At 40.2% G+C, this 12018-nt stretch carries 11 protein-coding genes; 2 read left to right on the top strand and 9 right to left on the bottom strand.

Going from position 1 to position 12018, the window contains the following annotated elements:
* The first annotated feature begins 236 nt into the window (after positions 1-236).
* Complete coding sequence (locus ACJJJB_RS17470) at positions 237-653, top strand: VOC family protein (RefSeq protein WP_020414234.1); 417 nt, start codon at positions 237-239, stop codon at positions 651-653.
* A gap of 971 nt (positions 654-1624) precedes the next feature.
* Here the strand turns inward: ACJJJB_RS17470 and ACJJJB_RS17465 are convergent.
* The 6 genes from ACJJJB_RS17465 to ACJJJB_RS17440 form a co-directional block, all read right to left on the bottom strand.
* Positions 1625-2689 carry a hypothetical protein gene (locus tag ACJJJB_RS17465; protein ID WP_445365235.1) on the bottom strand — a complete coding sequence of 355 codons (1065 nt, stop codon included), beginning with the start codon at positions 2687-2689 and terminating at the stop codon, positions 1625-1627.
* 11 nt (positions 2690-2700) lie between these two features.
* Positions 2701-4014: a hypothetical protein gene (locus ACJJJB_RS17460; RefSeq protein WP_020414236.1), complete on the bottom strand. Its 1314-nt coding sequence runs from the start codon at positions 4012-4014 to the stop codon at positions 2701-2703.
* Between the two features lie 385 nt (positions 4015-4399).
* Positions 4400-5917, bottom strand: a complete 1518-nt coding sequence (locus ACJJJB_RS17455) for a cryptochrome/photolyase family protein (protein WP_445366290.1) — start codon at positions 5915-5917, stop codon at positions 4400-4402.
* Between the two features lie 93 nt (positions 5918-6010).
* Positions 6011-6478 (bottom strand): ATP-binding cassette domain-containing protein, encoded by a 468-nt coding sequence (locus ACJJJB_RS17450; RefSeq protein ID WP_444902519.1) that lies wholly within the window; start codon positions 6476-6478, stop codon positions 6011-6013.
* Positions 6479-6596: 118 nt separating this feature from the next.
* Positions 6597-6860 (bottom strand): hypothetical protein, encoded by a 264-nt coding sequence (locus tag ACJJJB_RS17445; protein ID WP_282952239.1) that lies wholly within the window; start codon positions 6858-6860, stop codon positions 6597-6599.
* Positions 6861-6904: 44 nt separating this feature from the next.
* Positions 6905-7234: an ATP-binding cassette domain-containing protein gene (locus ACJJJB_RS17440; RefSeq protein WP_445365234.1), complete on the bottom strand. Its 330-nt coding sequence runs from the start codon at positions 7232-7234 to the stop codon at positions 6905-6907.
* A 725-nt stretch (positions 7235-7959) separates the two neighbouring features.
* Here ACJJJB_RS17440 and ACJJJB_RS17435 point away from each other — a divergent pair.
* Positions 7960-8505 carry a carboxymuconolactone decarboxylase family protein gene (locus ACJJJB_RS17435; RefSeq protein ID WP_020414238.1) on the top strand — a complete coding sequence of 182 codons (546 nt, stop codon included), beginning with the start codon at positions 7960-7962 and terminating at the stop codon, positions 8503-8505.
* Positions 8506-8575: 70 nt separating this feature from the next.
* Here the strand turns inward: ACJJJB_RS17435 and ACJJJB_RS17430 are convergent, their stop codons facing one another.
* The 3 genes from ACJJJB_RS17430 to ACJJJB_RS17420 all read right to left on the bottom strand — a co-directional run bounded on the left by ACJJJB_RS17430 (position 8576) and on the right by ACJJJB_RS17420 (position 12003).
* A complete protein-coding gene (locus tag ACJJJB_RS17430) occupies positions 8576-9202 on the bottom strand; it encodes a hypothetical protein (protein ID WP_020414239.1) in 627 nt (208 codons plus the stop codon).
* Between the two features lie 315 nt (positions 9203-9517).
* Positions 9518-10711: a CaiB/BaiF CoA transferase family protein gene (locus ACJJJB_RS17425; protein ID WP_353375531.1), complete on the bottom strand. Its 1194-nt coding sequence runs from the start codon at positions 10709-10711 to the stop codon at positions 9518-9520.
* A gap of 143 nt (positions 10712-10854) precedes the next feature.
* Positions 10855-12003 carry an acyl-CoA dehydrogenase family protein gene (locus ACJJJB_RS17420; protein ID WP_020414241.1) on the bottom strand — a complete coding sequence of 383 codons (1149 nt, stop codon included), beginning with the start codon at positions 12001-12003 and terminating at the stop codon, positions 10855-10857.
* Positions 12004-12018: the final 15 nt, after the last annotated feature.

Raw genomic sequence — 12018 nt, 5'->3', positions numbered from 1 at the left:
CTTATAAATAGATGCGTATTTGCAGACGTAAAGAGTGGTTGAAAGCTCTGATTATCCTCCCAGGTGAAAGTAGCTATCGTTGTACTTCGCCTGGTCAAATAAATAAAAAAATGGGGTCAATTGGCTCCGAGTGTGTATATCGGTTGCTCAAGTAATCTAATCATTTTGACATTGGCTTATGACTATATGGTGTCAACTTGTTAGGTAGTAAGGGGCGATCAGTAGTGGGAGGCTATATGAAATCCAATTGTCTGCATCTTGCAATTCCTGCAGGAGATCTGGAGACGGCAAAGAAGTTTTACTGTGATGTTCTGGGGTGTAAAACTGGCAATAGTGAAGAGGGGCGCTGGGTAGATATCGACTTTTGGGGTAATGAACTAACCCTTCACCAAAGCGAAGAAAAATTGCCGAATGTGCGCCACAAAGTGGATATGGGCGAAGTTGCAGTGCCTCACTTTGGCATTCATCTACCAGATGATGAATTCCAAGCCTTAAAAGGTCGTATCGAGGCCGCCGGCCTCGAATATCTGGATAAGCCCTATCGCCGTTTTGTCGGTAATGAATATGAGCAGGAAACCTTCTTTATCGAAGATCCAAACGGAAATGTTTTGGAGATGAAGACTATGGTGAATCCGGAGCTGATGTTTAAATAGAGTTCAGCTTGCTCTCAAAGTATAGAGCTAAACCAGCTCGATAAGATTAACTGTCGGGCTGGTTGAAAAATTCTCTTTCTGGCAGATTGCCAATCTTTATACATTCTCCTACTTCTCAAGTTCATAGCCAACTTGTATTTCTTCAGAGGGAGCCTTGAAGTGATCTTCATTAGGTTGTCTAGCGAATAACTATAAGGTAGTGGTCTGGGTTTGATTCGTTCATCTATAGCAGTAAACCAACTTAATATATCTTATCCACTAATAAGGGGCTGACTTTCAAAATAAAACTAATCTATTCCACCTTGATGAATGCACTGGCTATTTAATGGCGTTAAGTAAGACGGCCACTTATATTGTGTAAGATCAAATGGATTTTCTTTAATACCTTAGTGTAATTCTTGCAGCTGAGCTAAGTCGAAATACCGGTATGTCTCTTCAACCAAGATCTTAGTGTTAAAAAGACTATTATTGATAGGTAAGTCATCCATTGTATGAACATCAATAATAAAATTAAAATACCCACACTTTAAAAGTGACAGTGGTAAACCATTAAAACCCCAACGATTTGAATATAACCTCAAAAAATTAATTCCTGAGAAAAGTTCTCGTTTCCCATTCTTTATAGGCTTCTCAATTGAGCGAAAATTGGAAATGTCAAAAATATTCTGCGAATCAGGTTCAGTTTCCCCTCTTCTCCATAGAAGAATAAGGATCTTGGCTTGGAGGGTCCATAAAGGCTAGCCGGCAGCCGGAGAGATCTTTTTCAATTCCCCTTGTCTTGAGGAAACTTGGTCCCGTTGGATTTCTTGGTGACACTCGGTGATCTTAAGTTTACTATTGTGGCGAATAGCTAATGGTAATTGTCATAGATTATCCCAGTGTTGACTATGTGGTATAAATAAAATATAAAAACTATAAAGCTGTAGTCGTAATTCAATCAGCTTGTTTTGGGTATATTTATCTATATTCTTTTATTCTTCACCAATTAAAATTTTTTGGATTTCTTTCGGGGGTATTCGAGAGGATATCTGTATTTCCTCTTCGGCTGGATAGCTATTTGGCATTAATTTTGGTTGAATGCGATCCTCAAGAAATTTTGAAACCTCTTCGATTGACGCTTTGTGATCATCTTCACTATTTTTTTTACTGTCTATAAACTCCAGGTCACTCCAACTCTGAAGGACATGCTTTGCATTATCAATTTGTTTGCTGGTGCAAGTTAAGATGGGTTTCTCATTAGCATCCAAAAGAGACTGAGTGCGTTTGTATTTCTGTTTATGGTTGGATGTTAGCTCTATTTCAAAAGTGTTCATGATTTCTTGTGTCAGTCTCAAGTAATTTTCTCTTTGTACACTTTGATTTATACGATAAGCATTTCCAGCGTTCGTGGAAGATCTGTTAATATAGAATTGACAGCTAAGCAAGTGCTTTTCTGTAATGGGAGTACTCCAGTTAATCAATTCCAAGTCATCTTTTAGGGGTTGGCTCTCGAAATAAAGCCAATCGCTGCCCCCCTGGTTAACCCATTGAAAGTTGATAGGACCTAAAAAAGATGGCCATCTAGACGGAGTCAGATCAAAAGGGGTGGATTTTCTTCCTTTGTGTAAGTTTTGTAGAAAAGTAAGATCAAAAATTCTGAATGTTTCTTGGGCCAATACTCTATTGTGGAATAAAGTTTCATTAACGGGTAAATCTTTTATTAAATTAACATTTATAAAAAAACTGACATCTCCACGCTGTCCCTGAATAATGGGTAAGCCATTGAAGCCCCATCTATTTGAATAAATACACAGAGTTTGTACTTCAGAAAAATACCTTAACTCACCAGATTTCAACCTCCATTCTAGGGGTTTGAATTTTGATAAGTCATTGATGTCAATGATATTAGGTTCTGACTCCCAGATTCCCATTGAGGAATAGGGGTCAGATTGCGGAGGTGCCAAAAAAGAGGTTTTACAGCCTGACAGTTCTTTTTGAATTTTCCTGGCCTTTTGAAAGTCAGGCCCTTTAGGGTATTTACTTCTATTGTACAGCATTTTTTATATGCCTATTTTTTAGAAAAGAGCTTTTGTGCCAATTGTTTGGAAGGCTCGGCTGCACTTTTATGATAGCCTTCATTAAGGCTCGGTATACTGGATAAAATTGTTTGTGCTGCACTGAGGCCGAGTAAGCCTACTATAGTTTGTGCCATAGTAAAGGATATTCCAAATTTGGTCGATAGGGTAGTTACTATCGTCCATGCACCGGTACCCGTAAGCACTGCTTTTTTACCAGCTTTATATAGTTTTCTCCCATGGTGCAGAGTATCAACAGCCTGGCCTGGACGATTCTCTTTCTCTGTATGTTTAAAAAGGGTATTTGCAGATATGGCTAAATCTGCCGTACCAAGGTTCTTGCCTCCTATTAACTGGGCAATTCCCGGTGTAGATTTATTCCATGTTGCATCATCTGTATTCATGCCAATTTTACGGCGAACTACATCCGCAGCATATTGGCTGGATGTGTGGTCACTAAGAAATACCTTCTGTTTTCCAGCAAGATCTACTTGTCTCTGAGCCAGTAACTTCATTGCCTCAGTAAGAACTTTAGAGCCCCCTCTATGGCTGGTCCACTCAACATGATAATTTTTATCATGCGCTTCTTTCATGTGGTTGGCTAATATTCGTGCAGCCTCTAGATCTTCCCTGGTGATACTTTTTCCTAAGTTTCTTACGCATCGCCATCCAGATTTAAGCGCACCTTTTTGTGGTACATAAAATAGAAGATAACCATTTTCTTTCAACTTATTTAGGTTATTAGTATCTCCACGGCTTATATGTGATGGCAAAATGTTGATTGCGTGATCCAAGTCCCTGCTATAGCCGTTGATTCCGATTTTAAAAGGAGATTCTTTTGATCCAGATACTTTAGATGATTTTTCCAATATGTACTCAGGGGCATCTTTAGATATCCATCTATCAACTGAAGATGAAAAATTTGCATTCCACAAAGCAGCTCGGTTTCTGCTTTCTGATTTATCTCCAGTAAGTCTAATATCTATAATTACCACATCAGTTTGTGGGCCACCATAATAATTATTTAGCTCATATTCTATTTCAAAGCCTGCCCCTATAACGCAGCGACGTGTAGAACTACCCTCTTTAAGAAAAGAGTTAACTGGAGCCACGCTACCGCGAAGACTATTAACCGCGCTGGTAATTGCTAGAGCATGATATCCCTCGCTGCTTGGTATAGAGCTAAGCTCTTTGTACCCTTCTAACAGTCCATGTAGTTGACCATTAGCCATAATTGAGCGGCCAGTACCCGACTGTCCAAATGGTTGTAGTCCCATGCTGCTGGCAGATTCGGGAAGAGTACTCATCGATGATTCCTTATCAATGTCATTGTGTTTTCAAAGCTATTTTAGAAAGAGTGATTGCATAAATTTATCTAAAAAAATACTAAAAAGGTATTTGTTATTTTACGCCTCTATTCAAAAATATTTGAAATTCAGGTTGGACGCCCATACGCAAAAAAAATTCTCTGTGTATCTATGCGGGATAAAAAAATAGTGCCAGAGTGGAATTAGTTTAGAGTGCGGATGAATAGTATCCTCGTACAAGTTACAGGTGGTGGGAATGTAATTACATGTAATAAGTCATTGTTGATATCGTGATACATTTCACACATATAAGGTATGGCGATTAGATTTTTTATAGGGAACTAACTGATCTAAATGTACTAATTAAATTAAAGTGACAGCCTGCTTAAGAATAGAGCTTTCTTAGAAATCTAATTGCCTGTTTCTGAATATCATTTTTCTCCTGACTCGTCATTTTATCCAATGTGCTGAGCATCATTGCCATTCTTGGATTGCCATTAAGGTATTTCTTTTTTTTAAGTAGAAAGTACCAATAAAGGCTATTGAACGGACATGCATCATCTCCTACTCTTTCCTTAACCTTATATCGGCAATCTTTGCAGTAATTGCTCATTTTATTAATATAAGAACCGCTACTTACATAGGGCTTTGTTGCTAATAGGCCTCCATCCGCATACTGGCTCATCCCCCTAGTATTCGGCATTTCCACCCATTCAATAGCATCGATATAGACTCCCAGATACCAGGCTTCTACCTGGTTTGGATCTGTTTGGGTTAGTAACGCAAAGTTACCGGTGATCATCAGGCGTTGAATATGATGGGCATAAGCATTTTGAAGGCTGTTGCTTATAGTTTGATGAAGACAGTTCATATCCGTGTTCGCATCCCAGTAGAAGGCAGGAAGTGGACTGGAGTTATTTAGTTTGTTTTCCTTACTGTAATCAGGCATTTCTCTCCAATAGATTCCCCTCATATATTCCCGCCACCCAAGTACTTGGCGAACAAACCCTTCTATTTGGTTGATATGAATAGATTTTTTATTAGATCTCCAGTGGGAAATTGCTGCCTCAATAACTTCTGAAGGGCTTAACATCTTGGTGTTGAGAGAAAAACTCAAGCGGCTATGAAACAAGTAAACTTCATTTGGGTCCATTGCGTCCTGATAATCGCCAAAATAAGGTAATAAATATTTACAAAAATGCCGAAGCATTTTTTGGCTTTCTATTCGATTACTTGGCCATGGAAAATTTATTGGGTCAATACTTCCTATGGTTTTAATTCCAGATTTATTTATTCTCCTCAGTGTTTTTTTTACATCTTTTCTAATTTGGCATTGTTTAGGAATTGTAATCTCGCCTTTCCATTTCTTTCGATTACTTTGATCATAATTCCATTTCCCCCCTTCAGGTTCTCCTGTGTTTTTTATCAAAATATTATGCTTTCTGCGCATGTGATGATAAAAATTCTCCATTAGAAGAGTTTTTTTTCCATCAAAGAAATCACCTAACTCTGTTCTTTTGGTAAGAAAGTGTTCACTATCATATGTTTCAGATTCAATATGTATTTCTTTACATATAATCTCTAGTTGTTTATCAAGGCGATATTCATCTGGTAATTGATACTCAAATTTATTGATGTCATATTTTTTTATTATCTGTTTTATATTTTTAGAAAGATCTTGCTGATTCTCTCTATCTTGTAATTGATAATATAAAATTTCTTTGTTGCGTGATTTTAGCCATTCAGCGAAATTCTGCATAGCTTCAAAAAAAGCGACTACCTTCTGAATATGGTGAGCGGCGTAGTCTGTCTCCTGGCGCATTTCGGCCATGAAGTATATGATTTTCTGATTCTTTTCTCTGTACCATGAGTGTTTATAATTCAGCTGGTCCCCAAGGATCAAGCGAAGCGTATTCAAAGTTAGTGTTCTCTTTTGCTGGGTAATTAATGGGGTTTCTCTTAGTCCAGTATAAGTTGACTGTCGATACCTATAGCATCAATAAAATTTAAATCGTGTGAGACCAATAAAATCGTGCCAGGAAACTCTGCAATGGCATCTGTTAATAGCTGGCGGGAACGCCAGATGCAAGTGATTATCCGGTTCATCCAGTAGTAGCGTGGTGGTAATGCCTCGTGTAGCTGCAATTAACGCCACTTTGAGTTGCTCACCTCCACTTAGGCACTTCAGGGGGCGCAGAGGCGTATTTCTTCTTATTTGCAGGCTTCCAAGTATGGTACGCCATTCAGGTTCCTTTTTACCTGGATAGAAATTGGATAGATTGTCTAAGGCGGATAATTCTTTGTCGAGAATGCTGAAATCCTGATCTAAATAGCAAAAACTATCATGATTTCTGTAAACACCACCTCGCGCTTTTAGCTGACCAGTGATGACCTTTAATAATGTAGATTTCCCGCTTCCATATATTCCGGAACTCCTGCAACGGTCTTCTCTGCGTGGAGTCAAAGATATGGGCCTCTTATAAGAGCCATAAAGGAGTTGTAAATCTTCGATATGTAATTGTATCGTCTTTCTAGAATTCCAATTAATGAGAGTTAGTTTCGGTAGTCTTAATCTTTGTGAATCAATTGTAGATGTTTTTTATCCCATCTCGATTTGCTTCTAACAGTAATTGGCGTTGCTCCAGATTACGCTTTAATTTCCCAGGGCCTTTTTCTGCACGATCTTTCTGTGCATCCATAAGACTCATACTCTGAGGTTTCCTTTTGTTTTTACCCTGCTGTTGCCTAATGACATATTTATTAATATTTTGCTGTCTAACTTTATTTAATTGGTCTAACGCTTTTCGATTACCCTCTGCTTTTTGAAGTAGAGCAGTTTGTTCCACTTCTTTTTATTGTATATAAGTGCTGCATTCATCTCCATAAAATCTTAGGCTGTTAATATTCCTCCTATATGCTTGATTATTTTTTCTCGTAACCATTTACATCCATTCTCATCAAGGTGATTGCTAGGTTCATCTATAAGCAGGAAGTTATTTGAAAGTGAAAATGCATGGGAAAGGAGTAATCTGGCTCTCTGTCCACCGCTCAATTTTTTTAAGGAAGTATCTAATGGAGCAATAATATTTGCCTCTTCTAGCTGGTACTGCCAAGTAAGAGGTAGGTGCCAATAGTCTGCTAAAGATATCAGATCATTTTCTGATTTATGCCCCCGTTCTAACCTTAAAAAATATCGTACAGCTTTCCTTGTTCGAGACAATCGACGATCTTTAATTCAGGATGATCATTAGGTTATTGTACCATGTGGTAGGGCCTTATCCAGGATACCCTATCGCTATCAGCTGAGGTTTGCCCGCAGAGTATTTTTAGAAGTGGATTTACCATAACCATTGGCGCAACTAGACCGATCATACCGGGAGGTCATTCCAAATTCATTTTTTGGAAAAGAGATGTATCTCCAAATGCTAGAGAAAGGTTTTCAATAGTACAAATAGCTATCATATGCCCTCCGATGATCGAATTGGGCAGCGTATTTCTACTTTCAGGGAAGATATATTCTTGTCGAAATTACGCCACCTGCATAGGATTAATCACCTGCATAGGATTAAAAGGGACCGCAATAGAGTGCGGGTTTAATTCATCGGCGTAAATGGCTCCAATCGAAGTATAAGATATGGAGATTCAGGACGTGGATACTTATTTTAACCATATACCCTAATGAATCATCGAAGATGATTCAAGAACTTTTTTCCAGAGGGGAATACATTGTTGCTTATTCTTCGGGCTTAAACAGTTAGCCTGGTAGTGAGTTGCCGGTTATACAAAAGATATTTTTACCGCTGCAGTCATTTTATAATTTATATGTGAGTAACTATTTGAAAAAGGGATTAATTTTCAGTTGGTCCTACAATACGATGGTCGCTCGGGATGGATTATAAAAATAAACTCTTTAATTTGTCCAAGTAGTCATTTGTGGAGCGCCTTATGAGCAGAATACCGTTGGCTTCAGTACAGGACTTCGACAATAAAACTCAAGAGTTATTGCAGGGTTTACCACCTGTCAATATCGCATTAATGCTAGCTAGGACTGGAATTGCACCCGAAATATATTCGGTAGTTTCTGCGTTATTTAGTGATGATTATTTGCCGGATGATGATCGGGAAATTATTCTTTATCGTATTTGTAAGGATAATGATTCTCAGTATGAAATAAATTTTCATCGAAAGACCGCTGCACTCCCTCAAGAAATTGTTGATATAGTGCTTTCTGATGATTTAGGCCCTCTGGAAACCTGGCATCAGGTGCTTTGCAAGGCCTGTGATGAAATAACCAATAACGCAAAAATGTCTGAAGATTCAGTGAAGGCCTTTGTGGATCATTATGGAACCTATGACATGGCCTGCAGGGCAATCTTTCTGTTAAGTTGGTTCAATATGCTGACCAGGTATTCTGACTCAACCGGTGTCCCGTTTGAGAATGATGAAGTTCTCAAATCCATTGTCTCCCCAGTTAAAATGGGGAGACATTGATAGTTTTCTTATTTTTTAGGCTGAGTAGATAAGTTGTAACTAACTTTATTTCGGAGCTAAATGATCTTGATTATAGACCCAGGCAATTTTCCGATCGATAAAACAAACTGGTGCGGTGTAAACCTGTTGTCGTGGGTTTAATCCCCTCAAAGTGAAGAACTTTAAATCCAGCAGATTTTCCAAGATCAATAGCTGGAGAATATTTACTGCGGGATGAATCATCCAGCAATATGACCCCGTCACCGGTTAAGCGAGATAAGCTTTGTTTAAAGCAGTTTACCCGGTCACGTCCATCCACTACCACAAGCTGGAAATTCTGTTCAAATTTGTTGATTGACCGGCAATACTCTCCATCTTCATCCGCCTCTTGCAAAATGACTTTGGCATTATCTGGTAATTGCTTAGCCATTGTTTCAAACCACTTGGGATTGTCTTCCACACTTTGTATTGAAGATACCCGCTCGGCATAAAATCGGGTTGAAAAACCACTTCCAAACTCAAATACATTGATATCTTTACTTAGGCGCTCTTTGAGAAAGTGAATTACAGGATAATTCATCCATGGAAGAGCATTGCCATCTACATCACAAGGGTAGCCACGCTTAAATGATTCAAGCCAACCGGTAACGCGAAGGTAGGAGGACTTGCGAAAAATCGCCCTCCGGGCGGCGATAAATCGCCAGAAAGGATTTGTCATAAATCTCGAATCCTAGGGTTATTTTTATCACGTTAAATTATGCCCAAGCAGTACCATAAATACAATTGAGAGGGTAGAGCGCAGTATTAGGTGTGATCGGAAGAATCTGTTTTTTGTGAGCCTGATTCTTAGATCCAGTGATTGTTGAGCTGATTAACAAATCGACACTGAAAATAGTTAATAACTTGTACTTCCTTTCATAAAATGATGATTAAGAGCTAGTTTGCACTAGCTAGCCTGTAAGCCCTTTATTTCTATGAGTCATAGCTTGTCCATATTGAGAACTGCTAAAGACGACCAGTTATTCCTGAGTCTTTAGCAAGAAGTGCTTTGAGCACAGATTTGCTTTACTTCGTCCTGGGTGAATCCCAAAGACAATAATATACCTTCGCTGTGCTCACCAAGATCTGCGCCTGCTATATGTTGTTGACTTTTTTCATTGCCAAAATGAAAAGGGGTATTTATTTGCTTGACCCTATTTCCGTTAGCTGTTAATGCCACACTTAGCATTTTGCGTTCTTGCATTAGAGAACTTTCAGCGGCTTCATTGAAGCTGAGCACGGGTTCTACACAGGCGTCGCTTTTTTCAAAAACACGTATCCATTCTATAAGCTCACGCTGGATAATAATGTTGGCAATATCTTGTTTAAGTTGATTTTTTTGAGTTTCATCAAATATACGGTCTTCCCACTCTGGATGACCTATGCCTACAAAAAATGCCTCAGCAAATTGCGGTTCCAGGCTACCCACGGCCAGGTGACGATCATCCGCAGTTTGATAATAATCATAGAAGCTACCACCATTAAGAAGTTCCATTTCCAGCTTCGGATCACAACTTTCAGTCAGGGCATTAGCTCCGCTAATGGCATTTAGGGCAAATGCGCAGTCGGTCATGCTGATATCAATATATGTCCCGCTATTGGTTTGCTGACGCTTATATACAGCGGCCAGAATCGCCATTACCGCGTGGTGCGAACCACCAGCAATATCGGCAATTTGCATACCACTTAGGCTGGGGCCGCTTTTACTCCTGCCTGAATAGCTGGCTAGGCCGCAGCGAGCCAGGTAATTGATATCGTGACCGGCGCGCTGTTTCAGTGGGCCTGTTTGCCCGTATCCGGTGATTGAGCAATAAATGATATCTGGGCGGATGATTTGAAGGGACTCATATCCAAATCCAAGCCTATCCATAACACCGGGTCGAAATTGCTCAATGACAATATCGTATTTCCCAAGTAAACGGCGAATAACCTCCCTTGCTTCCGGTTTTTTTAGATCAAGTGCCAGGGATTTTTTATTACGATTGATTGTAGCGTGCGCCGCTGAAAGGGGATGCTTAGTATCAACCATGGGTGGGAAGCTGCGCAACATATCTGGACGCGTTGGGGACTCGACCCGTAAAACATCAGCCCCCATATCGGCCAATAACATAGTGGCATAGGGACCCGGTAAAAGGGTGGAGAAATCAAGTATCTTGAGGCCTTGCAGGGGGGCATTCTGATCTTTCATAGCATCGCAAGCCTGTTTTATCTTTATATGATTATGTGAATAATCTGGTCTCGTGGTAGTTCGAGATCAGAAGTTATTAGCGATAGTGCATTGTACTGTGAGAGGACTAGCCGATAAGCAGGCAGCTAATCCGCTACTGGTGATCAGGTATCGCGAAGGAGTTCGCGTGAAATAATCAGTTTCATGATCTCATTGGTACCTGCATAAATACGCTGGACACGAGCATCCGCCCAGGCACGGGCAATGGGGTACTCCCACATATAGCCGAAACCGCCATGTAACTGAACACATTCATCAAGTAATTTACACTGAAAATCAGTACTGAGTAATTTTGCTTTGGCGGCGGTAGCGACATCGAGCCTTTTCTCATAATGTAGCTCCAAACAGCGGTCTACAAAAACACGCAGTGCAGTGAGTTCACTGTCGAGTTCAGCTAATTTAAATTGTGTATTCTGGAAAGCCGAGATAGGTTTTCCAAAAGCTTTGCGCTCTCGCACATAGTCGAGAGTCCACTGCAGGGCGGCTTCAGCATTGGCCATTGCAAAGATGGCCACGCTGAGGCGCTCTTGAGGTAATTCCTGCATTAGGTAGATAAATCCCTGGCCCTCGGCTCCCAACAAATTTTCTACCGGTACCTTTACATCATCAAAAAATAGCTCGGAGGTATCCTGGGCTTTCATACCAATTTTTTCCAGGTTGGTGCCCCTCTTGAACCCTGGAGAGTCTGCATCCACTAATAGTAGGCTAACTCCAGAGGCCCCTTCACTGGGATCAGTTTTAGCAACTACTATGACGAGGTCAGCATGCTGGCCGTTGGTAATAAATGTTTTAGAGCCATTGAGCAGGTAGTGATCGTCCTGTTTGATGGCTGTGGTTTTCACTCCCTGCAAGTCTGAGCCTGCGCCGGGTTCAGTCATGGCAATTGCGGTAACTATCTCACCGCTAATGCACTTGGGCAGCAATCTTTTCTTCTGCTCTTCTGTACCATATTTGATGATATAAGGCACGGCTATATTCGAATGAAGTCCCCAGCCAATACCTGACAATCCGGCGCGGGCAACTTCTTCATCGAGAATGGAGTTGTAACCGTAGTCCAGTTCCAAGCCGCCATAAGCCTCTGGAATTTGCGGGCATAAGAACCCCATCTCTCCAGCTTTATTCCATAAAGCACGATCGACTTGCCCATCTTTTTCCCACTGGCCATGGTAGGGGATGGCTTCATTTTCGAGGAACTTACGCACTGTATCGCGAAATTGCTCATGTTCTTCGTTGTAAACAGTTCTCGGTATCATCAGTTACTCCATCTT

Source organism: Microbulbifer variabilis (assembly GCF_052468405.1).
Note: the sequence above shows the minus strand (reverse complement) of the source record. Positions and strands in the feature narration are given on the sequence as shown.

Bases quoted from the DNA above. Each gene is read 5' to 3' on its own strand.
- ACJJJB_RS17435 (WP_020414238.1), top strand. From the start codon at position 7,960: ATGAGCAGAATACCGTTGGCTTCAGTACAGGACTTCGACAATAAAACT.
- ACJJJB_RS17425 (WP_353375531.1), bottom strand. From the start codon at position 10,711: ATGAAAGATCAGAATGCCCCCCTGCAAGGCCTCAAGATACTTGATTTC.
- ACJJJB_RS17460 (WP_020414236.1), bottom strand. From the start codon at position 4,014: ATGAGTACTCTTCCCGAATCTGCCAGCAGCATGGGACTACAACCATTT.
- ACJJJB_RS17465 (WP_445365235.1), bottom strand. From the start codon at position 2,689: ATGCTGTACAATAGAAGTAAATACCCTAAAGGGCCTGACTTTCAAAAG.
- ACJJJB_RS17420 (WP_020414241.1), bottom strand. From the start codon at position 12,003: ATGATACCGAGAACTGTTTACAACGAAGAACATGAGCAATTTCGCGAT.
- ACJJJB_RS17470 (WP_020414234.1), top strand. From the start codon at position 237: ATGAAATCCAATTGTCTGCATCTTGCAATTCCTGCAGGAGATCTGGAG.
- ACJJJB_RS17430 (WP_020414239.1), bottom strand. From the start codon at position 9,202: ATGACAAATCCTTTCTGGCGATTTATCGCCGCCCGGAGGGCGATTTTT.